This window comes from Kitasatospora sp. NPDC001119, assembly GCF_053598475.1.
The window spans coordinates 111900-136227 of sequence record NZ_JBSFKI010000013.1 but is presented as its reverse complement, the minus strand read 5'-3'; the positions used below and the strand labels follow the sequence as shown (position 1 = coordinate 136227).

18 protein-coding genes and 1 pseudogene are annotated in these 24328 nt (G+C 76.5%); 5 read left to right on the top strand and 14 right to left on the bottom strand.

Going from position 1 to position 24328, the window contains the following annotated elements; translation table 11 throughout:
- Nucleotides 1-30 precede the first annotated feature (30 nt).
- Entirely contained in the window at nt 31-1008 is a 978-nt protein-coding gene (locus tag ACWDD9_RS18255; protein ID WP_449812031.1) for an NADP-dependent oxidoreductase, read from the bottom strand.
- 105 nt (nt 1009-1113) lie between these two features.
- On the opposite strand from ACWDD9_RS18255, the gene ACWDD9_RS18250 reads away from it, so the two are divergent.
- Complete coding sequence (locus tag ACWDD9_RS18250) at nt 1114-1683, top strand: TetR/AcrR family transcriptional regulator (protein ID WP_117490621.1); 570 nt, start codon at nt 1114-1116, stop codon at nt 1681-1683.
- 50 nt (nt 1684-1733) lie between these two features.
- Here the strand turns inward: ACWDD9_RS18250 and ACWDD9_RS18245 are convergent.
- The 7 genes and pseudogenes from ACWDD9_RS18245 to ACWDD9_RS18215 all read right to left on the bottom strand — a co-directional run bounded on the left by ACWDD9_RS18245 (nt 1734) and on the right by ACWDD9_RS18215 (nt 10857).
- A pseudogene (locus tag ACWDD9_RS18245) lies at nt 1734-3093 on the bottom strand (DUF2252 domain-containing protein).
- 114 nt (nt 3094-3207) lie between these two features.
- Nucleotides 3208-4803 (bottom strand): multicopper oxidase family protein, encoded by a 1596-nt coding sequence (locus tag ACWDD9_RS18240; RefSeq protein ID WP_449812030.1) that lies wholly within the window; start codon nt 4801-4803, stop codon nt 3208-3210.
- The gene (locus ACWDD9_RS18235; protein WP_049658344.1) at nt 4800-5273 is read right to left on the bottom strand and encodes a hypothetical protein; all 474 of its coding nucleotides are present in this window, start codon (nt 5271-5273) and stop codon (nt 4800-4802) included. The genes ACWDD9_RS18240 and ACWDD9_RS18235 overlap by 4 nt, the downstream gene beginning before the upstream one ends.
- Nucleotides 5274-5478: 205 nt before the next feature.
- Entirely contained in the window at nt 5479-8037 is a 2559-nt protein-coding gene (locus ACWDD9_RS18230; RefSeq protein WP_449812029.1) for an FtsX-like permease family protein, read from the bottom strand.
- Nucleotides 8034-8933, bottom strand: coding sequence for an ABC transporter ATP-binding protein (locus tag ACWDD9_RS18225; RefSeq protein WP_079272403.1), 900 nt, complete (start codon nt 8931-8933; stop codon nt 8034-8036). The genes ACWDD9_RS18230 and ACWDD9_RS18225 overlap by 4 nt, the downstream gene beginning before the upstream one ends.
- 105 nt (nt 8934-9038) lie before the next feature.
- Nucleotides 9039-9833 carry an aminotransferase class IV gene (locus tag ACWDD9_RS18220; RefSeq protein WP_117490597.1) on the bottom strand — a complete coding sequence of 265 codons (795 nt, stop codon included), beginning with the start codon at nt 9831-9833 and terminating at the stop codon, nt 9039-9041.
- Nucleotides 9826-10857: a GNAT family N-acetyltransferase gene (locus ACWDD9_RS18215; RefSeq protein WP_159028664.1), complete on the bottom strand. Its 1032-nt coding sequence runs from the start codon at nt 10855-10857 to the stop codon at nt 9826-9828. The genes ACWDD9_RS18220 and ACWDD9_RS18215 overlap by 8 nt, the downstream gene beginning before the upstream one ends.
- Before the next feature lie 222 nt (nt 10858-11079).
- On the opposite strand from ACWDD9_RS18215, the gene ACWDD9_RS18210 reads away from it, so the two are divergent.
- Nucleotides 11080-12501 carry a glycosyltransferase 87 family protein gene (locus ACWDD9_RS18210; RefSeq protein WP_449812028.1) on the top strand — a complete coding sequence of 474 codons (1422 nt, stop codon included), beginning with the start codon at nt 11080-11082 and terminating at the stop codon, nt 12499-12501.
- Nucleotides 12408-13556 (top strand): glycosyltransferase family 4 protein, encoded by a 1149-nt coding sequence (locus ACWDD9_RS18205; protein WP_449812096.1) that lies wholly within the window; start codon nt 12408-12410, stop codon nt 13554-13556. Before ACWDD9_RS18210 ends, ACWDD9_RS18205 begins: the two co-directional genes overlap by 94 nt.
- Here ACWDD9_RS18205 and ACWDD9_RS18200 read toward each other — a convergent pair.
- The 4 genes from ACWDD9_RS18200 to ACWDD9_RS18185 all read right to left on the bottom strand — a co-directional run bounded on the left by ACWDD9_RS18200 (nt 13528) and on the right by ACWDD9_RS18185 (nt 16838).
- Nucleotides 13528-13890 (bottom strand): hypothetical protein, encoded by a 363-nt coding sequence (locus tag ACWDD9_RS18200; protein WP_049660617.1) that lies wholly within the window; start codon nt 13888-13890, stop codon nt 13528-13530. The two genes, ACWDD9_RS18205 and ACWDD9_RS18200, sit on opposite strands and share 29 nt — an antisense overlap.
- Before the next feature lie 71 nt (nt 13891-13961).
- Nucleotides 13962-14618, bottom strand: a complete 657-nt coding sequence (locus ACWDD9_RS18195; protein ID WP_049660614.1) for a response regulator — start codon at nt 14616-14618, stop codon at nt 13962-13964.
- Nucleotides 14603-15916 (bottom strand): sensor histidine kinase, encoded by a 1314-nt coding sequence (locus ACWDD9_RS18190; RefSeq protein ID WP_375874534.1) that lies wholly within the window; start codon nt 15914-15916, stop codon nt 14603-14605. The genes ACWDD9_RS18195 and ACWDD9_RS18190 overlap by 16 nt, the downstream gene beginning before the upstream one ends.
- 10 nt (nt 15917-15926) lie before the next feature.
- The gene (locus ACWDD9_RS18185; RefSeq protein WP_449812027.1) at nt 15927-16838 is read right to left on the bottom strand and encodes a DMT family transporter; all 912 of its coding nucleotides are present in this window, start codon (nt 16836-16838) and stop codon (nt 15927-15929) included.
- A gap of 103 nt (nt 16839-16941) precedes the next feature.
- Here ACWDD9_RS18185 and ACWDD9_RS18180 point away from each other — a divergent pair, with 103 nt between their 5' ends.
- Nucleotides 16942-17847 (top strand): LysR family transcriptional regulator, encoded by a 906-nt coding sequence (locus tag ACWDD9_RS18180; protein WP_380738131.1) that lies wholly within the window; start codon nt 16942-16944, stop codon nt 17845-17847.
- Nucleotides 17848-18044: 197 nt separating this feature from the next.
- Nucleotides 18045-19382, top strand: coding sequence for a chitinase (locus tag ACWDD9_RS18175; protein WP_449812026.1), 1338 nt, complete (start codon nt 18045-18047; stop codon nt 19380-19382).
- Nucleotides 19383-19441: 59 nt separating this feature from the next.
- Here the strand turns inward: ACWDD9_RS18175 and ACWDD9_RS18170 are convergent, their stop codons facing one another.
- On the bottom strand, nt 19442-22393 hold the full coding sequence (locus ACWDD9_RS18170; RefSeq protein ID WP_449812025.1) for a hypothetical protein: 2952 nt from the start codon (nt 22391-22393) through the stop codon (nt 19442-19444).
- A complete protein-coding gene (locus tag ACWDD9_RS18165; RefSeq protein WP_449812024.1) occupies nt 22393-24279 on the bottom strand; it encodes an HSP90 family protein in 1887 nt (628 codons plus the stop codon). Before ACWDD9_RS18165 ends, ACWDD9_RS18170 begins: the two co-directional genes overlap by 1 nt.
- Nucleotides 24280-24328 lie beyond the last annotated feature (49 nt).

Genomic DNA, 24328 nt, shown 5'->3' with positions numbered 1-24328 from the left:
CCGTACGGCCCCGGCACGCCCCCTCCCCCGCTACCCGACCACCCGCAGCACGATCTTGCCCTGGATGTGCCCCCGCTCCGCCCGGCGGTGGGCGGCGACGGCCTCCCACAACGGGTAGACGCCGTCCACGGCCACCCGGACCCGGCCGTCCGCCAGCAGCAGGGCGAGTTCGGCGAGGTCGCCGCCGCTGGAACGGACCTGCCACAGGCCCTCGTTCAGGGCCACCCCGAGTTCCGCGGCCCGCTCGGGCCGGTAGTCGCCGAGGAAGCAGGACACCAGTCGGCCCCCGCGCCGCAGGGCGCCCAGCAGGCGGTGGGCCTCGGGGCCGCCGACGGTGTCGACCAGCAGGTCGGCGCCCTGGACGGCCTCGGCGGCCGGGGTGCGGGTGTAGTCCACGAAACGGTCGGCGCCGAGGCCGCGCAGGAACTCCTCGTGCCGCCCGGAGGCGACCGCGACGACCTCCTCCGCCCCGGCCAGGCGCAGGAGTTGGACCGCGAGGTGTCCGATCCCGCCGGCCGCGCCGACCACCACGGCCGATCCGCCCCCGGCGTAGCCGAGGCGCTTGTACAGGAACTGGAAGGCGGTCAGCCCGGCCATCGGGACGGCGGCGGCCTCGACGTGCCCGAGGGCGGCCGGTTTGCGCGCCAGGTCGGCGGCCGACGCGACGACGTACTCGGCGTAGCCGGACGGGCGGCCGGGGAAGCCGAGGAGTCCGAAGACCTCGTCGCCGACGTTCCAGCCGGTGTCGGGGCCGCCGAGTTCCGCGACCACGCCGGAGACGTCGGTGCCGAGGGTCAGCGGCAGCGGCCAGTCGGGCCGCCGTTCGGCCGGGATGGTGGTGAAGCCGCTCCGGACGTACCAGTCGGGCGGGTTGACGCCCGCCGCGTGGACGCGGACCAGCACTTCTCCGGGCCCTGGGACGGGCCTCGGCACCTCCTCGTACCGCAGCACCTCGGGTCCGCCGTAGGCGTGCAGCCGGACGGCTTTCATCGTGTTCTCCGTGGCCATGTGTTCTCCCCCGACGCAGGACGGACGGGCTCCGACTAGAATCCGGAGCGCCGCTCCGGAAAGCTAACCGGAGCAGTGCTCCAGTTGTCAATGGCGAGGAACCCCATGCCCCTTGAACCGCAGACGGCGCCCCGCGCCGACGCCCAGCGCAACCGCGACCGGATCCTGGCCGAGGCGGCCGCCCTGATGGCCGACGAGGGCACCCAGGCCTCCCTGCGCGACGTCGCCCGCCGCGCCGGGGTCGGCCTCGGCACGCTCTACCGGCACTTCCCCACCCGCGAGGACCTGCTGGCGGCCCTGCTCGGCCGCCGCTTCGAACTCCTCACCGCCCGCGCCGACACCCTCGCCGCCGCCGAACCGGCCGGCCCCGCCCTGACCACCTGGCTCCACGAGTTCCTCGACGCCGCCGCCTACCGGGGCCTGCCCGCCACCCTGATGGCCACCCTGCAGGACCCGGAGTCCGCCCTGCACGCGAGCTGCCTGCGGATGCGCCAGGCGGGCGGGCGGCTGCTCGCCGCCGCCCAGCAGGAGGGACTGATCCGCCCGGACGTCACGGCGCTCGACGTCTTCGTCCTCGTCAACGCCCTGAGCTGGACCGCCGACCAGGGGCCTACCCTCGCCGAGCGCCGCGACCACCTCTTCGGGCTGGTCCTGGACGGCCTGCGGCCCCGCTGACCCCACCGGCGCCGAAGGCCGCGCCGAACTCGCCGTCCCCCGGCCCCGGTTCATACCCCCGGGGTCGCCGCCACCCGCCCGTCGGCGATCGCCGCGACCAGCTCGCCGTGGTCGGCCGCCGTCCGGTCGGCGTAGCGCAGCGCGAAGTCGGCGACCGCCTCGGCGAAGGTGTCGGCGCTGCCGAGGTAGCCGGCGATGGCGAGGCGGTCGCCGGTGCGGGCGTGGGCGCGGGCGAGGGTGCGGCCGCAGAGGTCGGCGTAGGCGCGCAGGCCGGAGGGCCGGAAGTCGGCGATGTCCGCCGAGCCCTTCATGTCGCGCAGTTGGCGGCCGTAGAAGTGGCGCCCGGCGGGGCCGGTGGTCCAGCCGAGGAAGATGTCGCTGGCGGCCTGCATCAGGTGCTGGCCGGTGACGACCCCGGCGGCCGCCGTGGTGGGCGAGCACCTCGGCGTCCGCCCGCAGCGGCGGCAGGTGGTCCTCCAGCACCGACCGGCCGGCCTCCTTGAGCTGGAGGAACAGCGGGTCGTGCCCGTTCCCGCCCTCCAGCAGCACGATGTAGCAGCGGGTGCCGACGCTGCCCACGCCGACCACCTTGGTGGCCGCCTCGACGAACCGGTAGCGGTCCAGCAGCACCCGGCGGTCCTCCGCGAGGGTGGCCCGGTAGTCGCTGAACACCTTGCCGATGCCGCGCAGTTCGGACTTCCTCAGCGGTTCGATCAGCGGCGGCGCGCTGGTGATCCGGCGCCGCCCGTCGCGTTCCTCGGTGAGCTTGCCGAAGGCCTGGAGGCTGGTGCGGCGCCGGGCGCGCGCGAACTCGGCCTCGGCCCGCCTGCGCTGCCGGGGCTTGGCGAGCAGCGGCAGCAGCTGCGCGGTGTCCACCCGGGCGTACCAGACGTCGAGTTCACCCCGGCCCGCCAGCCGCCGCATCGCGGTCGCGTACCCCTGGGCGGCGGCGAGCGCGGCCCGGCGCGCCCGCCGATCGTCCTGGCCGTTGTCGCGGGCGGCGACGGCGACGCTGGCGGCGAGCCGTTTGACGTCCCACTCGAAGGGGCCGGGGAAGGTCTCGTCGAAGTCGTTGACGTCGAAGAGCAGCGCGCGCTCCGGCGAGGCGTACAGGCCGAAGTTCAACAGGTGGGCGTCGCCGCAGAGTTGGACGGTGAGTCCGGTGTCGGGGAGGGCGCCGAGGTCGGCGGCCAGGACGGCGGCGGCGCCGCGCAGGTAGGCGAACGGGCTCTCCGCCATCCGCCCGTGGCGGATCGGCAGCAGCCGGGCGACCCGGTCCGCGCCCTGCCGTTCCAGCACGCCGAGCGGGTCGGGCCGGTCGGCGGCGGGGATCCACCGGCCGTGGGCGGAGCGGGAGACCCGCTCCCGGGCGGCCCGGCCGTGCCGGCGGCGTTCGGCGGGGGTGGTCATGGCGCGGCTCCGGGCGTCGGCGGGTCCCCTCCTCCCCGCGAGGCTAGGACACGGGTGCCGGAGGGCGCAGCGCGCACCCTCCGGCGGTCGGCCGTCCGGGTGAACCCCGGCGGCTCAGCGCACCGTGAAGTCCGCCATCATCGCCATGTCCTCGTGCTCCAGGTTGTGGCAGTGCAGCATGTACGCCCCCGCGTAGTCGGTGAAGCGCACCAGCACCTCCACCGCCTCGGCCGGGCGCAGGTCCACGGTGTCCTTCCATCCCGCGTCGTACGGGCCCGGGTCGGCGCCGTTGCGGCCGATCACCTGGAAGTGGTCGAGGTGGACGTGCACCGGGTGGTGCAGGTCGGTGGAGAAGCGCCAGAGCTCGACCGTGCCGAGGGCGGGCGTGGCGATGGACTCCCCCGGCTTGTACGGGCGGCCGTTGATGGTCCAGCCATCGCCGCGGCTGCGCCGGAAGGTGAAGTCGCGGGTGGCGACGGCGGCGGAGGCGTCCAGGGCCTCGACGGCGGCGAGCCGGTCGGGCACCGTCGCGTCGTCGGCCGGCTGCTTCGCGGTGACGTCGAAGCGCATCACCTCGGACGTCCGGCCGCTGCCGAAGCGGTTGACCAGCCGGACCTGGGTGCCGGGCTGGTAGCGGGAGAAGTCGACCACGACGTCGAAGCGTTCGGCGGGCGCGATCTCGATGCCGTCGTGCCGGACCGGGGCGGCGAGCAGGCCGCCGTCGGAGCCGATCTGGACCAGGGCGTCGCCGCCGGGCGGCTGCGGGTCGAGTTCGAGCCGGTAGAGCCGGGCGTTGGAGGCGTTGAGCAGCCGCAGCCGGTAGCGGACCCGGTCGACGTCCAGCCGGGGCCAGGGCGCGCCGTTGACCAGGATGACGTCGCCGAGCACGCCGTTGGCGTAGGCGTCGGTGACGCCCGGCTCGGCGAGCTGCGGGTCGACGGCGGGGTAGCGGAAGGAGCCGTCGGCGGCGAAGGAGCGGTCGGTGATCATCAGCGGCAGGTCCCGCTCGCCGCGCGGCAGCGGCAGCGCGTCCTCCTCGTCGTCGTGCACGAGGTGGAAGCCGGCCAGTCCGCGCCAGACGCCGGGGCCGGTGAAGCCCATCCGGTGGTCGTGGTACCAGAGGGTGGCGGCGCGCTGCTTGCCCGGATAGGTGTAGCTGCGCTCGCCGACGGCGGTGCGGGCGGCGGCATGGTCCGTCCCTGACATCCCGGCCATCCCCGCCATCCCGGCCATGCCGCCCGCCTGCTGGGCGGCGTCCGGCGAGGACCCCACCGGCAGCAGCAGGTCCACCGGGTAGCCGTCGCTGTCCGCCGGGGTGTGCCCGCCGTGCAGGTGGGTCACCGAGGGCACCGGCAGCTCGTTGCGGTGCTTGACCACCGCCGTCCGCCCGGAGCGGGTGACCACGGTCGGCCCGGGGAAGCCGCCGCCGTACGTCCAGGCCTCGGTCCGCACCCCGGGCAGGATCTCCAGCCGGGCGACCTGCTGGGTGATCTCGTAGTGGTCGGCGGTCGCGTCGGTGCGCACCGGTTGCAGCACGGTCGGCACCGGCAGCGCGGCCCGGAAGGCCTCCGGCAGGTCGAGTTCGCTGCTCAGCAGCTGCCCGGGGCGGCCCTCGGCGAGCAGCCGGGCAACGGAGGGGCCGGCCACGGAGACCAGGGCGCCCGCGCCGAGCACGGAGGCGCCGACGCGCAGGAACCGGCGCCGGTTCACTTGACCACCTCGACCGGTCCGCCGGGGCGCGGCAGCCGCCCGGTGCCGTCCGGACCGCCGACGACCCGCGCCTCCCGGGCCGGCAGCGGCAGCCGCCAGGCGCCGACCAGGCCGAACAGCACGCCGCTGACCAGCAGCACGCCGAGCGTGACGTGCACGCCGAGCGCCCGGGCGTAGCCGGCGGTGATCTGGCCGATGACGGCGACGGTGAGCAGGGCGGTGGTCCACAGCGGCCAGAGCGGGCCCCGGCCGGGCCACCGGACGGCGACGGCCACCGCGAGCTGGAGCACCACCACGGTGGCCAGCATCATCGCGTTGCCCTCGTGGTCCTTCAGGGAGTCGTAGGTGCCGTTCAGGAAGCTGCCGGCCAGCATGACCTGGAGCAGTGCCAGCAGGGCGAGCAGGGTGGTGGAGGTACGCAGCAGGATCAGCGGCCAGCGGGGCGCGGGGGCGGCAGGAGGACTGCTCATGGTCGGGCTACTCTCTGCGTCGACGGTCTGGCGGGGCGGGCGCGAGCGTAACTGATGCGACGTCACGATCAGCTCTTGAAAAGGTCATCGGACCGTCATGTGGTCCCCATGACCGCCCGCTCGGGGCCGTCGTTCTCACCCGAAGGAAGGGGGTGCCCTTGAGTCGTCCTCAAGGGCACCCCCTTCCTCGCCTCCCGCGGGCCCGCTACTGGCGCGCCGCGCCCAGCCCCGCCGGCCGGGTCCGCAGCAGCGCCCGGACCGGCACCCCGGTCGCCGCGAGGCAGAGCAGCACGGCTCCGGCGGCCAGCGGCAGGGCCAGCATCGGCGGGACGTACGGGGCGGAGTTGGCCACGCCCCGGGCGACCGGCACCAGGGTGACCGCGGCGATCACCGCGCCGACCGCCAGCCCGGTCGAGGCCACCAGCAGCGCCTCCCAGCGCATCATGCCGCGCACCTGGCGCCGGGTGGTGCCGGCCAGCCGCAGCAGCGCGACCTCGCGGCGCCGGTCCAGCACCGTCATCACCAGGGTGTTGGCGGCGCTGACGGCGGCGAACCCGCCGAGCACGGCGGCCATCACGGTGTTGGCCCAGCCGTTGACCTCCATCGCCTTGTCGGACTGGGCGACGAACCCGGCCCGGTCGGTCACCGCGGCCCCGGCCAGCCCGCCCAGCCCGGCGGCCACCGCCGCCCGGTCGGCGCCCGGCGCGTCGGCGACCAGCACCTGGCTGTCGTACCCGGCGGTGACGTGCGCGGCCACCGCGGCCCGGGGCAGCAGCGCCTGGCCGACGCCGAGCCCGCGGTCGTACACCGCGACCACGGCGGGCCGGACGGCGGTGCCGTCGCCGAGCCAGAGCGGGACCCGGTCACCGACCTCGGCGCCGAACGCCTCGGCCAGGGTGGAGCTCAGCGCGACGGTGTCGGGGGCGCGGCCGAGGTCGGCGAGGGCACCGCTGCGCACGCCCAGGTCGAGCACCTTCGGCAGCCGGGCCGGGTCGCCGTCGACGCCGAGCACGGGGACGGAGCTCAGCTGGTCGCCGTTCCGGTAGACGACGCCGGTGCGCAGCACGCCGACGGCGGTGTCCACGCCGGGCACCCGGCCCGCCCGCTCGGCCGTCCCGGCGGGCAGGCCGGGGCCGGTGGCGCCGACCACGTGGTCGGCGGTGACGCCGGCCCGGACGTTCTCGCCGCTGGTGTGGCGCACGGTGCTCTGGATGATCAGCAGGGTGCCGCAGAAGGCGGTGACCAGGACGATCGGGGTGATCGCGGAGGCCAGGCGGCGGGCGTTGGCGCGGGTGTTGTCGGCGGCCAGCGAGCCGGGCGCGCCGCCGGCCCGCAGCGGGGCGCCGAGCACCGCGGCGGCGACCCGGGCCAGCCAGGGGCCGAGCAGGGCGACGGCCATCATGAAGCACATCACCACGCCGAGCGCGGTCTGGGCGGCCTTGGCGCCGTCCAGGGAGGTGGCGATGGCCGCGGCCGCGATGCCGCCGGCGGCGAAGACCAGTCCGAGGACGGTGCGCACCGCGCCCGGGCGGGGCGCTTCGACGGCGGCCTCGCCGAGCGCCTGGGCGGCCCGCATCCGGGACGGCCGGCGGGCGGCCAGGAACCCGGCGGTCAGCGCGGCGAGGGTGCAGGCGAGGACGGCGGCGAGCATCGGCAGCGGGCCGACGTCCAGGCGGACGTCCGCGGGGACGGCACCGCGCTCGACCAGCTGGTCGAACCACCAGCGGGCGAGGGCGATTCCGGGCAGGATGCCGAGCGCCGCGGCGAGCGGCGCGACCAGCATCGCCTCGGCGGCGATGGTGCGGCGGATCTGGCGCGGGGTGGCGCCGATGGCGCGCAGCAGGGCGAACTCGCGGGCGCGCTGGCCGGTGGCGAGGGCGACGGTGCTCATCACCACGAAGACCGCGGTCATGGTGGCGTAGCCGCCGAAGCTGCCGCCGAGGGCCATCAGCAGGGTGCGGGCTCCGCCGAGGTCGGGGTGCTCGACGGCGCCCCGGTCGTCCCCGGTGAGGACCTTGACGGCACCGGCTCCGGCAGCGGCTCCGGCACCGGCGTCGCCGCCGACGGCCTGGCGGACCTGGGCGGCGAGCGCGGCGGTGGTCACGCCCGCGCGGGGCTGGACGGCGATGGCGTCGATCCGGCCGGGGTGGCCGGAGAGGCGGTCGGCGGTGGCGTCGGCGAACCAGGCGGTGGGGCCGGCCTGCTGGGCGGCGGCCAGGCCGGAGACCCGGTAGTCCGCGGTGCCGCCGGGCGCGGTGAGCGTGAGGTTCGCGCCGGGCGCGATGTGGGCAGCGCGCGCCGTGTCGGCGTCCAGCACCACCTCGTTCGCGCCGGGGGCCCGGCCCTCGACCAGGGTGTCGCCCGGCCCGGCGATGCCGAGCGCGGCGAAGCCCCGGCCGGTCAGGGCCGGCGCCCGGCCGGAGGCGGGCAGCGGGAAGGCGCTGTCCGGGCGGGCCGCCGCGACCCCGGGCAGCGCGGCCAGCCGGCCGGCCAGCGCGGCGTCCGTCCGGGCCCGCTCCGGGGTGGCCTCCTCCGTCGTCTCGGTGTCCGTGCCGACCTTCCGCTGGATCTTCACCGCCTGGTCGGCCGCGACCACCACCGGGGTGTCCGCGTACCGGGCCGGCTTGAGGTTCGCGGTCAGACCGGTCTGCAGCAGCACGCCGCAGGCCACCACCACGGCGGCGCCCAGCAGCAGGGCGACCAGGGTGCCCGCGAAGGACGCGGGCCGGAAGCGCACCGAGGAGCGCGCGAGTCCGTTCGTCATGCCGCGGCTCCCACCGGGCGGGCGGTCAGCGCGACCATCCGGTCCGCGACGGTCTGCGGGCTCGGGTGCGGCAGGTCGTCGACGATCGCGCCGCCGGCCAGGAACAGCACCCGGTCGGCGAAGGAGGCCGCCACCGGGTCGTGGGTCACCATCACCACCGTCGCGCCGAGCGAGTCCACGGCCTGCCGCAGCAGGGCCAGCACCTCGTGCGCGGTGCGGGTGTCCAGCGCGCCGGTCGGCTCGTCGGCGAAGACCACGTCCGGGCGGGTGATCAGCGCGCGGGCGATCGCCACCCGCTGCTGCTGGCCGCCGGAGAGCTGGCCGGGCCGCCGCTTGGCGTGCTCGCCCAGGCCCACCCGGGCCAGCAGCTCCCGTGCCCGGGCCCGGTCCTGGCGCTCCCCGGCGAGGCGCTGCGGGAGCAGCACGTTCTGCTCGACGGTCAGCGAGGGCAGCAGGTTGAAGGCCTGGAAGACGAAGCCGATCCGGCTGCGGCGCAGCTTGGTCAGCCGGTTCTCGCTCAGCGCGGTGATGTCCTCGCCGCCGAGCCGGACCTGCCCGGAGTCTGGGCGGTCCAGGCCCGCCGCGCACTGGAGGAAGGTGGACTTGCCGGAGCCGGACGGGCCCATCACCGCGGTGAAGCTGCCGTGGGCGAGCGCCAGGTCGACCCCGCGCAGCGCGTGCACCGTCGCCTCGCCGCGGCCGTAGGTGCGGCGCACCCCGCGCAGCTCGATCGCGGGGGCCGCCTGCGGGGCCGGGGCGTACCCGCCGTGACCGTCGGCGCCGTAGCCCTCGCGGCCGTATCCGTCGGGGCCGTACCCCTCGGCAGCGTGGCCGCCGGGGCCGTACTGATCCGTCCCGAACTCGTCGGTCCTGCGGCGGTCTTGGCGGCGTGCCATGGGTGGGCCTTCCTTCGGTTCTGCGTCGCTCGTCGTCAACGTGCTCCAACCTAGGGACGACGGGCTCCGCGAACCATGCAGGCCACCGGCGGAACGGCGGTGGGGTTATCCCCCCACCGCTTCGGCGGGAATCCCCAGGTAGGCGGCGCGCAGGACGGCGAGCGCCGGGTGCGCGGGGTCGAAGGCGGTGCCGTCCACGGCCGCCAGCGGGCGCACCCCGACCCCCGCGTTCACCGCGAAGGCGGCGGTGAAGCGGTCCAGCCCGTCGGCGGGCAGCGGCTCGCGGGACTGCGGGCCCCGGTACGCGCCGGACAGCAGCGCCTCCGTCACCCCGGGCAGGCTCGGGCCCTGCGGCCAGACCAGCCGCTCCCCGGCCAGGAAGCCGACGTTCCAGGTCGCGCCCTCGACCACCAGGCCGTCCTCGCCGACCAGCAGCACGTCGTCGTAGCCCGCCAGTTGGGCCTGCCGACGGTGGTGTACCAGGCCGAACAGGCCGACGTGCTTCACCTCCGGCAGCTCCCGCCGGTACGCCGCGGTGCGGACCCGCAGCGGGGCGGGCTCGGCCGCCGCGGCCGGGCGGGTGGTCACCAGCAGGGCGGGCGCGGCCGGGGCGGCGGGGCGCTCCAGGCCGAGCGCCGGGTCGTACACCGTGACCCGGACGATCACCGGCGCACCGTCGGCGGGCAGCACCGCGCCGATCCGCTCCCGCACCGCCGCCCGGTCCAGCTCGGCGCCGAACAGCGCCCGGCAGTCCCGGACCAGCCGGTCCAGGTGCAGGGCCAGACCGCGCACCCGGCCCGCCTCGGCGCGCAGGGTGGTGAAGTGCCCGTAGTTGAGCAGCCCCAGCGCGGCCAGCCGCGCCGGGTCGGCGGGGGCGCCGTCGATCTCGATCTCAGCCATCCCCCGAGTCTGCCAGCTGCGGGGACCCGGGCCGCGGCGCGGAGCCCGGCAGCGCGGACCGCGGGGGCACTGACTGCGGCGGGACGGACTCCGGCGACGCGCCCTCCGGCAATGCGCTCTCCGGCAGCGGCACCGGGCGGTACGGGCTCACCACCCGCCGGCCCGCCGCCCGGGCCACCCGCTCGAACTCCTCTATCCGGTACGCCAGGCCCTCCGGCTCCCCGGCGTCCGACCAGCGCCACGCCTCCGCCCACCACTGCGGGCCGCGCACCAGCGGCCGGCCCGCCAGCGCCAGGTACAGGGCCAGCGTGGAGCGGGCGTACTCGTGCACCCAGCCGTCGCAGCCCCGGTAGTCGGCCGTCTCGTCCAGCCGCAGCCAGCGGCCCTCCTGCCCGGCGGCCAGTATCGGCACCCAGCCGCGCAGCCGGTCGGCGACCAGCAGGAGCAGCCGGCCGTCCTCCTCCCGCACCCGGTGCAGGGGGAGTTGGGGCATCCGGGCGAAGGACAGCGAGTGCTTCCAGCCCACCACCCACAGGCCCCGGCGCAGGTAGTAGCGGACCGCCGGCTGCCAGGTCCAGTGCGCCTCCAGCCGGAACCCCGGCAGGCCCTCGGCGGTGGCCGCCGCGTACACCTCGTCCAGCGCGGCGGCGGCCAGGCCCCGCCCGCGCGCGGCCGGGGTCACGTAGAGGGAGGAGACGGCGAGCTGGCTCGGGCCCTTGGTCCAGTTGTCCACGGCGACGGTGCCCACCACGGCGCCGTCGTCGTCCTGGATCCAGTAGCGCCGCCGGTACAGCTCACCGCCCGGCCACTCCCGCCCGCTCTCCCCCAGCCGCTCCCGCCAGGCGCGCTCCGCCGGCGGCGCCAGCCCGTCCGGGTCCACCAGCTCGCCCAGCCCACCCTCCACCAGGGACGCCAAGTCCCAGAGCGCGAACCGCCGTTCGTCCCCCGGCCCGGCCGCCCGAAGCCGCGGCCCCGCCGCCAGCCGGTCCTGCGCCCGCTCCACCGCCGCATCCCACGACCTCACCACAGGGCGAGGATAGCGGCGCGGCGGGGACGATCAGTAATCCGGCCGCCACCGAATGTCAGTGCGGGGAGCGGGAGGTGGCGCCAACCCGCACCGCCGCCGGGCCGGCCCCGAGGACGGCGCCCGCCACCGGCGGCCGTCGGGGCGGGGTAGGGAAAACCCGACCACGAGACTCGACCTGGCCGTGATGACCCCGCCGAGCTGCGGCGATGCAATGAAGCGGTGACGAAACGGGCGTGGTGGTGGTGCGGCGGGTGGCTGGTCGCGGCGGGGTGGGCGGGGGCGTTCCCGGTGGTGTCCGGGCTCGGTCCGCACCGGAGTTGGGGGGCCTGGGCGGTCTGCGGGTACCTGCTGGCGGCGCTCGCCGTGGTGCTGGTGCGGCGGCGCGGACGTGAGGTCTCGGTGGCGGTCGCGGCCCTCGGGGCGGTGCTGGTGCCGCTGCTCCTGCTGGTCCTGGACGGGCGGGGGCAGAGCGAGGTCGGGGTGATCGAGCGCTCCGGGTCGCTGCTGCTGCACACCGGCACGCCGTACCTGGCCGAGCCGCGGACCGTCGAGGAGTACACCCCGTACCTCCCCGGGATGGCCCTGCTGGGTCTGCCCCGGGCGCTGCTGGACGGCACCCCGCTGGGCGGCTCGCCGCTGGGCGACGCCCGGCTGTGGTGCGCGGCGGTGTTCCTGGTCTGCGTGCTGCGGACGGTGCCCGCCGGGCGCCGGCTCGGCGCCGCCGCGCTCACCGCCTCGCCGGTGGTCGCGCTGCCGCTCTGCGTCAGCGGGGTGGACCTGCCGCTCACCGGCCTCTGCTGGCTCGCCCTGGTCCGCGCCGCCGAACGGCGGCCGGTGGCGGCCGGGTTGGCGCTGGCCGCCGCCTGCGCGCTGAAGTGGACGGCCTGGCCGGCGCTGGCCGTGGTGGCGGCCCTGCTGGCGGGCACCGCCGGACGGCGCGCGGCGCTGCGCGGAACGGCGGTCGCGGTGGGGGCGGCGGCGTTGGCGGTGCTGCCGGTGGCGCTGCGCGCGCCGGGGCCGCTGGTGGAGCAGGTGTTCGCCTTCCCCACCGGGCGCGGCGGCCTGCCGACACCGGCCGCGAGCCCGCTGCCCGGGCGGCTGCTGGCCGACCTCGGCCCGGCCGGCTGGTGCGCCGCCGTCGGACTGCTGCTGCTCGCCGGGCTCGCCGTCGGGGCGTCCCTGGCCGTCCGGCCGCCCCGCACCGCGCCCGCCGCGGTGCACCGGCTGGCCCTCGGGCTGACCGCGGCCTTCCTGCTGGCGCCCGCCGGGCGGTTCGGCTACCTCGCGCTGCCGCTCGTCCTGGTCCTGCTCTCCCTCTCGTCCTCCGTCTCGCCCTCCCTCCCGTCCTCCGTTCCGCCCTCCCTCCCGTCCTCCGTCTCGCCCTCCCTCCCGTCCTCCGTTCCGCTCTCCCTCCCGTCCTCCGTTCCGCTCTCCCTCCCGTCCTCCGTTCCGCTCCCCGTTCCGAAAGGCCTGCCATGGGCACCACCCTCGTCGTCACCAACGACTTCCCGCCGCGCCAGGGCGGCATCGAAACCTTCGTCAAGGCCATGGCCGACCGCGCCCCCGGTCACGACGTCGTGGTCTACACCTCGGCCGAACCGGGTGCGGAGCAGCACGACGCCGCTCTCCCCTACCCGGTGATCCGCGACCGCGCCCGCACCCTGCTGCCGACCCCGCGGGCCACCCGCCGGGCCGCCGAGATAGCCCGGGCGCACGGCTGCGACCGGGTCTGGTTCGGCGCCGCCGCGCCGCTCGCCGCGATGACGCCCGGCCTGCGGCGGCTGGCGCCCGGCATCCGCCGCACCGTCGCCACCACCCACGGCCACGAGATCTGGTGGGCCCGCACCCCGGGCGCCCGCGGCCTGCTGCGCCGGATCGGCCGCGGCACGGACGTGGTCACCTACCTCGGCGCCTACACCCGCGCCCGGATCGCGCCCGCGCTCGGACCGGACGCCCGGCTGGCGCGCCTGGTGCCGGGGGTCGACCCGGCGGTCTTCCGACCGGCCTCCGAGGACTCCGTCGGGGAGGCGTCCGCCGCCCCGGTGGTCCTCTGCGTGGCGCGGCTGGTCCCGCGCAAGGGCCAGGACGTGCTGATCCGCGCGCTGCCCGCGATCCGCCGGGCCGTGCCCGGGACGACCCTGGTGCTGGTCGGCCGGGGCCCGGACGAGGACCGGCTGCGGGGCCTCGCCCTCCGCCTCGCCGAGCCGGGCAGCGTGGTGTTCACCGGCGGCCTCGACCACGCCGCGACGGCCGTCCACTACTCGGGGGCGGACGTCTTCGCGATGCCGTGCCGCACCCGCCGGCTGGGCCTGGAGGCCGAGGGCCTCGGCATCGTCTTCCTGGAGGCGGCCGCGGCCGGCCTCCCGGTGGTGGTCGGCCGCTCCGGCGGCGCCCCGGACACCGTCCTGGACGGCGTCACCGGCGCGGTCGTCGACGGCCGCGCGCCCGCCGAAGTGGCCGCCGCCCTGACCCGGATCCTGCTCGCCCCGCCCGCCGAGCGCGCCCGGATGGGGGCGGCGGGGCGGCGCTGGGCGGAGGAGCACTGGACCTGGGAGGCCTCGGCGCGGCGGCTCACCGAGCTGCTCGACCCCGCCGTGCCCCTGCCGGACCCGGCCGACCCGGCCACCGCGGTCAATCCCGCCACCGCGGTCGATCCGGCCGCCGCGGTCACTCCGGCTGCCCCCGCAGGTGCCTGACCAGCCGGGCGATCGCGGGCGCCCCGCCGTTGGCGCCGACCGCCGTCACCCAGTTCCGCGCCTGGCCCGGCAGGTCCTCCCGGCTCGGGCAGGAGAAGCTGAAGAGCCAGACGTGGGCGGACAGGTCGCGTTCCGGAAGTGCTCGCCACTCCTCGCCCCCGGCGGCCGTCAGCACGTCCTGGCAGGCCGCCAGCGCCTGGTCCCCGTCCCCGGCCCACTCCTGCCGCAGCCACAGCAGGAAGTTGGTCTGGGCCGTCGTGGTGTCGTCCCTGGTCGCCTCGCCCTTGAGCATCCGGTTGACGATCGCGCTCTGCGGTTCCCGTGTCCTCGCCATGCCGCCATCGTTCCGGCACCGCGGCCGCCCTGACAAGGGCGTCACTCAAAAGCCGTACGGCGCCCGCCCGTTCACTCCCCGCGCAGGTGGGCCAGCACCGCGAGGACCCGCCGGTTGCCCTCCGTCGGGTCCAGGTCCAGCTTCATGAAGATGTTCCCGCAGTGCTTCACCACCGAGGCCTCGGTGATGCTCAACCGGCCTGCCACGGCCTGGTTGTTGAGGCCCTCGGCCATCAGCGCGAGCACCTCGCGCTCGCGCGGGGTGAGCCGGGCCAGCGGGCGGTCGGCGGACCGGCCGCGCAGCAGCACCCGGACCACCTCGGGGTCGATCAGCGTCTCCCCGTCGGCGACCCGCCGCAGCGCGTCCAGGAAGTCCGCGACGTCGCCGACCCGGTCCTTCAACAGGTAGCCCAGACCGGCCGGTTGGGCGCCGGCGGCGGCGAGCAGCCGGGTCGCGTACGGGGTGGCCACGTACTGGGAGAGGACCAGGACGGGCAGGCCCGGGTGGCGCTCGCGCAGGGCGAGGGCGGCGCGCAGGCCCTCGTCGGTGTGGTCGGGGGGCATCCGGACGTCGGTGACCACGATGTCCGGCCGCTCGGCGTCGACGGCCGCGGCCAGCGCCTCCGCGTCGCCGACGGCGGCGGTCACCCGGTGGCCGCCGAGGGTGAGGAGTTCGACCAGCCCGGCGCGCAGCAGCACCGCGTCCTCGGCGATCACGACCCGGAGCACGGGACCTCCAGCCGCAGCGTCGTCGGGCCGCCCGTCGGGCTCGTCACCATCAACCGTCCTCTCAGCAGTGCCACCCGGTCGGCGAGTCCCGCCAGCCCGGCCCCGGCGGCCGGGTCCGCCCCGCCCCGGCCGTCGTCGGTCACCTGGACGACCAGCCGGCCGCCCGCGAGCCGCCCGTGGACGGTGATCGCGGTGGCGCCGCTGTGCTTGGCGGCGTTGGTGAGCGCCTCGGTGACGGTGAAGTAGGCGGTGGTCTCCACCGGGGCGGGCAGCCGCTCCGGGAGCTCGATGTCGGTGGCCACCGGGATCGGGTGGCGCTGCGCGACCTCGTCGACGGCGGCGGCGAGCCCGTGGTCGGTGAGCACCTGCGGGTGGATGCCGCGCACCAGCCCGCGCAGCTGCTCCAGCGCCTGCCGGGCCTCGCCGCGCGCCCGGGTGACGAGCTCCGCCGCCCGGCCGTCCCGGTCGCGCAGCTCGTACTCGGCGAGCCCGAGGGTCATGCTGAGCGCGACCAGCTGCTGCTGCGCGCCGTCGTGCAGGTCGCGCTCGATCCGGCGCCGCTCGGCCTCGAAGGCGTCGGCCAACCGGGCCCGGGAGCGGGTGAGTTCGAGCACCTGGTGGCCGAGGTCGTCCTCCCGGGGCCCGAGCAGGAAGCGGGCCAGCGCGACCTCGGCCCGGACCAGCAGCGCCCCGGCGTACGCGCAGAGCAGCAGGCCGGCCAGTCCGGCGGCGGTGAACGGCAGGGCGGCGAACGGCCCGGCGACGGCGCGCCCGGGGACGAGCATCACGGTCTCCGGGGCGAGCGCCCAGACCACCAGCGGGGAGACCGTGAACGCGCCGGAGATCACCAGCAGCGCGGTGAAGCCCAGCGAGGCGGCGGCCAGCACGGTCGAGGTGAGCCCGGCGTGGGCGAGTTCGCGCCAGGTGGCCCGCTCGCGCAGCCGGGTGCGGACGCGGGCCCGGCGGCCCGCCCCGGGCAGGCTGCGGTGCGGGTCGGGCGGCGGGACCGGCTCGACCAGCCGCAGCCGCCACCGGGCCACACCGGCGGCGGGGATGCCCGCGAGCGCCAGGGCGAGCAGCACCGGCAGTCCGAGGCCGACCACCGACAGGCCCGCGCCGACCACCAGCAGCACCGCGAGGACCACCAGCAGCACCGGCCCGAACAGCGCCCCGCCGAGCAGGTACGCCCAGCAGCGCGGCACCCAGCGGGTGAACGGGAAGCGCAGCGGGTGCGCCCGCAGCGCCTCGCGGACGGACGTCGGCCGCCGCTCCCCGTCCGTCACCGACCCCTCGTTCACCCGGTCCACCCTAACCGACCGGCTGACGGTCCTTCGGGGCCCGGGCGCGGGCCGCGCGCGGCCTGGTCAGCGCGACGGCGGCGACCACCAGCGCGCCGCCGGCCAGGGCGTTCCAGCCGACCGGCTCGGCGAGGAAGGCCGCGCCGAGCGCGGTGGACCACAGCGGCGTCACGTACGTCACGGCCGAGGCCACCGTCGCCCCGGCGCCGCGGACCAGCGCCAGGTTGAGCAGGTACGCCACGCCCGTACCGAGCGCGCCGAGCACCAGCAGCGCGCCGGCCGCGGCGGCGCCCGGCCAGCGCGGGAGGCCCGCGGCGAACGGCGCCACCAGGGCCAACTCCACCGTGGCGCAGGTGATCTGGAGCGTGGAGAGGGTGGTCACCGACTCCGGGCGGCCGGACAGGAAGCGGCGCAGGTAGGCGAAGCCCGCGCCGTAGCAGCAGGCGGCGGCCAGGCAGGCCAGCGCACCGGCGGTCGCACCGGCGCCCAGGCCGCGCCAGACCCCGAGCACGGTGAGCACACCGACGAAGCCGAGCCCGAGACCGGCCAGCCGGCGGGTGCCCGGGCGGCGCTCCTCGGGGACGGTCAGCACCGCGAACAGCAGGGTGAACAGCGGGGTGGTCGCGTTCATCACCCCGGCGAGCACCGAGCTGACCCTGGTCTCCCCGAAGGAGAAGAGGGTGAACGGCACGCTGTTGAGCAGCACCGCGACCATCGCCGAGTGCCCCCACAGCGCCCGGTCGCGCGGGGCCCGCTCGCCGCGCAGCAGCAGCACCGCCCACAGCGTGGTGGCGCCGAGCAGGCAGCGCCACAGCGCCAGCCACAGCGGCGGCACGCCCGCCTCGACCGCCACCTTGATCAGGGCGAAGCTCGCGCCCCAGATCGCCGACAGTGCCACGAAGCCCGGCAACCAGCGCCTCATCCCGACCACCTCCGTCCTCCCGTCGCGTCTTCTGGACAGAGCGTGGCCCGGCGGCGCAGCATGAGTCCAACAAGTGGCAGTGCACTCGTGATGAGGAAGTCTCATGACCCCGGATGTCAACCTGGCCCAGCTCAGGGCACTGGTCGCGGTCGCCGACACCGGCGGCTTCAGCGCGGCCGCCGACGAGCTCGGCATCAGCCAGTCCGCGGTCTCGCACGCCGTCGCCGCGCTGGAGCGCAGCCTCGGCGCGCCCGTGCTGTGGCGCGGCAGCCCGTGCCGGCCCACCCCGCTGGGCGAGCAGGTCCTGCCGCACGCCCGGACCGCCGTCGCCTCGGCCGCCGCCGTCCGCGCGATCGCCACCCGGCACTCCGGCGGCCCGACCGGCACCGTACGGCTGGCGGCGCCGACCACCGTCTGCCAGGCGCTGCTGCCCGGGCTGCTCAAGGACTGGCGGGCGGCCTACCCGCAGGTGACCGTCCGGGTCTTCGAGGGCGAGGACGACGAGCTGGCGGCCTGGCTGGAGGCGGGCACGGTGGACGCCGCCGTCCTGGTGGACGCCGGGCCGCTGCCACCCGGGGCGGTCTCGCTCGGCGCCGACTCGATGCACGCGCTGCTCCGCCGCGACCACCCGCTCGCCGGCCAACCGACAGTCCACGTGGCCGAGTTGGAGGACGACGACTTCCTGCTCTCGGAGGGCGGCTGCGAGCGCCACATCCGCGAGGCCTACCGGCGGGCCGGCACCCGCTTCACGCCCCGGCACCGGATCCGCGACCTGAACAGCCTGATCGGCATGGTGCACGCGGGCGTCGGGGTCTCGGTGATGCCCGCGCTGGCGCTGACCATGCTCCCGGCCGACTGCGTGCTGGTCCCGATCCGGCCCGCCGTCCACCGGACGCTGTCGCTGACCGGGCCGACCGGCCGCCCGTGGTCCCCGGCGGTCGGCTCGCTGCTGGCGGGGATGGCACCGGGAGTGGCGGCCGGGGCGGCGGCCGGAGTTCCGTCCCGGTGAGCCGACTCCAGGGCCCGTCGGCCGACCGGTGCGCCTTGACCTCTTTGGGGTTGACCACCCTTCCCTGACAGGTCTATACCAGTGAGGACCTTCGGCAACCACCCTCCGCCGACGGCCCGTTCGGCCGCCACGCCACCCCCGCACCCGGCGTGAGCAGGCCCGCCTCCCCCCACTGCCGTGTCCTGGAAAGGCTTCCGATGGAGCGCGCTCTTCCCCCACAGCACACCGCACGTCCCCCCTTCAGGCGCCGCGCCGTACTCGCCGCGGCCGCCGCGCTCGGCCTGGTCGCCGGCGGCGTCGCCGCCCTGGCCGGCACCGGCTCCGCCGCCGCGGACACCACCGGCACCACCGGCACCGGGGCCGCCGGGGCCGCCGGGGCCGCCGGGGCCGCCGGAGGGCTCGGCAGCAACTGGTACGCCTCGGCGCCGTACCTGATGCCCGAGGACAACAGCCCGCCGGACGCCGCCGCCGTCATGGACGCCACCGGCCAGAAGGCCTTCCAGCTGGCGTTCATCCTGGCCCAGGGCACCAGCTGTTCGCCCGCCTGGGGCGGCACCTCCCCGATCGACACCGACACCACCATGCCGAGCGTCATCCAGACCGTCCGCGGCAAGGGCGGGGACGTCTCGGTGTCGGTCGGCGGGTACGGCGGCACCAAGCTGGGCCAGGTCTGCGGCACCCCCGAGGCGACCGCCGCCGGGTACCAGAAGGTGATCACCAAGTACGGCCTCAAGGCGATCGACTTCGACCTGGAGGAGCCGGAGTACGAGAACACCGCGGCCATCCACAACGAGATCGGCGCGGCGCGGATCCTCCAGCAGAACAACCCCGGCCTGTACGTCTCGATCACCACCGCCGGCACCAACGCGGGCACCGGCTGGTTCGGCACCCAGATGCTCAACGAGGCCAAGTCGCAGGGCTTCACGCCCGACAACTACTCGATCATGCCGTTCGACGGCGGCTTCAGCGGCGCCGCGGCGCAGACCGACGCGCTGGTGAAGTTCAACCAGATCCTGCAGACCACCTTCGGCTGGAACGAGGCCACCGCCTACGCCCACGAGGGCGTGTCGATGATGAACGGCCGCACCGACGCCGCCGAGTACTTCCACCAGTCCGACTTCCAGACCGTGCTGGACTTCGCCACCGCGCACGGCCTGGCCCGGTACACCTACTGGTCGGTCAACCGGGACCGCCAGTGCGCGGGCAACGTCGACCCGGGGCTGTCCGGCTCCTGCTCCAGCGTGGTGCAGAACGACTGGGACTTCACCAGGTTCACGGTGAAGTTCGCCGGGGCGACCCCGCCCACCACCCCGCCCACCACGCCGCCCACCACCCCGCCGACGACTCCCCCGACCACGCCGCCCACCACCCCGGGCAGCTGCGCCGCCCCGGCGTGGAGCGCGAGCACCACGTACAACGGCGGCGCCAAGGTCTCGTACAACGGGCACGCCTACCACGCCAAGTGGTGGACGCTGAACGAGGTGCCGAGCGCCAGTGGCCAGTGGGGCGTCTGGGCCGACGACGGGCCCTGCTGACGGCCGTACCGGCGACCACCGGTGGGGGGCGGGCGCCATGAACGCCCGCCCCCCGCCGGTCAGTTCGCGAACCGCTCCCGCAGCTCCGCCAGCACCTCCGCCGCCTCCGGCAGCCCGGCCGCCTCGCAGCGCGCGATGCCGGCGGCCAGCCGGGCCACCGCCGCGTCGGTACGCCCCAGGTCGCTGCCCTCGATCAGCGCGGCCAGCCGGACGGCCTCCGCCCGCGGGGACTCGGCCCGCACCCCGCCCGCCTCGTACTCCGCGATGGCCCGTTCGACCTCGGCCAGCGCCTCCTCGTGCCGCCCGGCGACGGCCAGCGAACGCGCCCGCTCGTAGTGCGAACCACCGCGCAGGTACCAGGAGTTGTACTCCTCACCGGACCGCTCGGCCGCCTCGCCGACCGCGTCCGCCTCGGCCAGCAGGGCGAGCGCGGCCGCCAGCCCCTCCTCGCCCTTCTCCCGCGTCGTCAGCCGGGCCAGCTCCCGCAGGGTGGCGGCCAGCTGGTCCACCTGCGGGGCCTTGCCGTGCGCCTCCCGGGCGCGGGCCAGCGCCGCCTCGGCGGCGTCCCAGCGCTCGGCCCGGGCGAGCGCCAGGGTGGCCTCGCAGGCGACCATGGTGTGGGTCTCCTGGTCCTCCCACCCGGCCACCAGGTCGGCGAGCCGCAGGTACTCCTCGGCGGCGTCCCGGTGCTCCTCCAGGTCGGACAGGCCCCGGGCGAGGTCCAGCCGGCCCTGGGCGAGCATCCGGACGTCCAGCCGCGCCGCCGACGCGTCCAGCAGCACCGACTCCAGGACGGCCACCGCGTCCGCCGCCCGGCCGGCGTCACGCAGCACGTCGGCCAGCTGCAGGCGCACCCGGGCGGCCTCCTCGACCGCCTCGGCGCCCTTGCGGTCGTAGCGCGCGGCCGCCTCCGACAGCGCGCGGACCGCGCCGCCGAGGTCGCCCACCTGGAGGCAGGAGTGGCCGAGCATCATGTACGTCGGCGCGTACGGGTAGGAGTCGTCGCCCCAGCGCACGGCCTCGGCCAGCGCCCGGTGGAAGACCTCGACCGCCTGGCCCGGCTCGTGGCCCTGCAGCAGCACCTGGCCCAGCAGGCCGAGCACCCGCGGGGTGTGCCAGGGCAGCTCGGCCGCGTCCAACTGGGCCAGCACCTCGCGCAGTTCGGCCTCCGCCTCGGCCAGCCGGCCCTGCCGGGCGGCGATGTCGGCGGTGTACTGCCGGGAGGTGGCGGCCCGCCGCTCGGAGCCCAGCTCCACGGCGGCCCGCCGGTAGCCGCCGACCGCCGCCTCGAAGCGCCCGGTCACCTCGGCGGCGGGCTCGGGCAGCGCCTCGGAGAGGTCGTGGTGGGCGGCGTAGGCGCGGGTCTGCAGCACGATCAGGTAGTCGTCGTCGGTCAGTTCGCCGCCGGCGCGCAGCTCCTCGGCCCGGGCCAGCGCCGCGTCGAGCGCCGCCCAGTCGGCCCGCCGGCCGCCGCGCCCGGCGCCCTCGCCGTCCGCAGCGCCCTCGTCGCTCTCGTCGCCCTCGTCGAGGTCCGCGATCAGCGTCCGGGCCCGGCACATCAGCGCCGGCCCGGCCAGCCCCGCCTGCTCGAACAGCTCGGCGGCGGCCAGCAGCCCGGCCTTGCCCTCCTCGCACGCGTCCCGCTGGAGCGCCTCGTGGGCCCGCTGCTCGGCGAGTTCGGCGCGCAGCCGCTCGGGGCCGCCCAGCTCGGCGCTCTCCGGGTGGACGAAGTCCGCGGCCTCCGCGCGCTCGGCGACCCGCTTCCACAGCCGGTCGGCGTCCGGGTGGCCGAGCACCTCCAGCTCGCGGGCCCGCAGCACCAGGGCGGTGAAGTCCTCCGGCTCCGCCTCGACCGTCCGGCGCGGCGCGGGCGCGGCCGCCGGGGCGGCCGACAGCCCGGAAGCGGCGGCGGCCCGCACGCCCAGTGCCAGCGGTTCGGCGAGCAGCGGCTCCACGGCCAACCGGGCGCGCCGCCCGGCGCCGACCGCGTCGGTGCCGTTGCGGGCGTCGAAGCGGGCGGCCAGCGCGTCGCCCTCGGCGCGCAGGTGGGCGAGCAGGGAGTCCACCGTCCAGGCGGTGCCGGCCGGGCCGCTGACCGCGAGCTCGCCGTGGCCGGCCCGGGCGAGCTGGGCGACCAGCACCTCGGCACCGGTCAGGAAGTCCAGCCGGGCGGCCGGATCGCCGGTGACCGCGAACAGGGCGCGGTTCTCGGCGAGCAGCTCCAGGCCGCGCGGCTCGTTGCCGGACAGCGCGCAGAACTCGATGTGCAGGCCGACGGCGCTCAGCATCGAGGCCTTGCCGCGGGCGTGGCGGTAGCCGGCGAGGTGGCCCGAGCGGGCCTCGTCCGACCGGCCCTGGCGCAGCTGCGCGAGCAGCGCCGTGGCCTGGCTGAGGTGGGGCTCCTGCTCGCAGCCGCTCCGGCCGTCCAGCACCGGGGCGAGCGCCTCCAGGGCCCGGGCGTCGTCCCCGGCGGCGAGGTGGTGCCGGGCGCGGGCGCGGGTCTCGCAGGCGTGGCAGTCGCTCAGCTCGGCGCGCGGGCGGGCCGCCCACAGCTCGTAGGCGTCCTGCACGTCGATGCCGGTGTGCGCGGCCAGGTGGTAGCGCTGGGCGTAGTACGGCTGGAGGTCCTGGCCGGCCGCGCGGTAGCGGTCGCGCAGCTCGGTGTGCCAGCGCCGCACCGCCGCGAGCGGGACGTCCGGGTTGTCCTTGAGCGTGTCGGCGACCCACTTGAAGCGCCAGAGCACCTGCTGCCGGGCCCACTCGCCGAAGCCGTCCGGGTCGGTGTCCCAGAGCCTGAGGACGCGGGCGAAGACGACCGGGCCCTTGCCGCGCTCGCCGTCGTACTCGTAGGCCTCCATCAGTTCCAGCAGGGCCATCGAGAGGACGCCGGTGTCGTCGAACTGCTCCGCGGCGTCGACGAGTTCCTCGGCGGTGACGGTCCTGGTCCGGCCGTACGGGCGGGCGTCGTTCTCGCGCAGCGCGGCCATCACCGCGTCGGGGGTGTCCAGCATCACGCCGCCCCGCCGGCCTCGTTCGACCCGTTCGCCCCGTTCGCCCCGCCGGCCTCGTGGCCGAGCATGGCGTGGTCGAGCAGGCTGATGAACGAGCGGTTGAGCAGCGCGGACTCGCTGGCCTTGAGCGGGCGGCGGGTCATCAGCACCGCCTGCCCGTACAGCGCCTCGACGGCGGTGACGGCCAGCTCGCGGCTGGTGACGGTGGCGGCACGGCGCACCAGCGGGTTGAGGTGGTTGAGCACCAGCTGGGCGCGGGGCGCCTCGGCCCGCAGCGAGCCGAGGATGTCCGCCCACAACCCGTCGGCCTCGTCGGCGAGTTGGGCCCGGGTGCGCTCGTGCCGGGCCTCCCGGTTGTCGAGCAGCAGGGCGGGCGCGTTGGTGGGGTGGAAGCTGCGCAGCGCGACGTCGCAGTCGAACCGGCCGACCACCTCGCGGGCGATCGCCAGGAAGGCGTTGGCGGCCAGCTCGGCGGCCGGGTCGACGGTGTCCAGGTGCGCGGTGACGGTGCCCGGGTCGAGGTCGGAGACGGAGACTCCGGGGCGGATCTCGGGCAGCCGGTGCACCAGGTCGTGGTCGTAGGTGTAGCCGCCGTTGACCACGCCGAGCCCGGCGGCGCCGGCGATCGGGGCGACCTGGCGGAACTCCTCGACCGTCCTGGTCACCAGCACCGCCGGGTGGCTGCGGGCGAACTCGTCCAGGGTGACGTTGCCGTCGGTGGTCTCGAACGGCAGCCACGGCAGCATCATCCGCAGCAACTCGTCGTCGTAGCGCGCGAGTTCCTTGACGGCCAGGTGGTGGACGGACAGGAAGCGGTGCAGCAGCGCCGGGTCGCTCGCGGACAGGCCGGTCAGCCAGTCGCGGATCCGGGCGCCGAGCGCGTCCCGCACGGCGGCCAGCGTCTCGTCGGCGTACAGGCCCTCGCGGGAGGCGGTGGGGCGCAGCCCGTCGGTGTCGACCACGCAGCGGACGAAGAACGCCCAGTCCGGCAGCAGTTCGTCGGCCTGGTCGGAGAGCAGCATGCCCTTGAGGTGCACCCGGTGGCCGTTGCGGCGCGAGGGCGGGGCGGCGTCCGGCAGGACGTACGCGACGCCGCGCAGGCCGACCAGCGGCAGGTCCAGCTCGATGGTGTCGAGCGGGGTGAAGTCGAAGGCGGCGCGGCAGTACTCGGCGAGCGCGTCGCGCCTGGCCAGCGGGGAGGCGTGGCGCTCGGCCCACGGCGGGGTGCGGTTGACCCGGTGCTCGGTTCCGTTGCCGTCGACCACGGTGACGTCGTGACGCAGCAGGCTGCCGAAGTCCCGGGCGAGGGCGAGGACCCGGCCGGCGCGGGTCCACTCGGCGGCGTCGGCGCGCGGGACCAGCGTGACGGTGGTGCCCGGCTCGGGCTTGGCCGAGGCGGGCAGGGTGCGGATGGTGTAGCTGCCGTCGGAGCTGCCGCGCCACTCGATCGCCGGGGCGTCCGGGGTGGCGGCGGAGCGGGTGACCACGGTGATCTCGTCGGCGACCACGAAGCAGGCGAGCAGGCCGATGCCGAACTGGCCGATGAAGTCGCCGCGGGCCCGGGCCAGCCCGGCCCCGTCGAGCCGGCCGTCGGCGTCGCGCTTGGAGCTGCGGCCGATGGTGGCGAGGAAGGTGTGGACGTCCTGCTCGGTCAGGCCGATGCCGGTGTCGGTGACGGACAGCTCGTCGTCGGCCCGGACGGTGATCCTGGCCGGCGCCACGGGGTCGAGGGCGCGGCGGGCGGAGATCGCGTCCACGGCGTTCTGCAGCAGCTCGCGGAGGTAGACCCGCGGGCTGGAGTAGAGGTGGTGGGAGAGCAGGTCCACCAGGCCGCGCAGGTCCACCTGGAAGGTGTGCGCACTCGTCGGGTTGTCGGTAGGGGACACCGGAGGCTCTTTCGATCGCGGGGTGGATGACGGTGGTGGGATGCGGGTC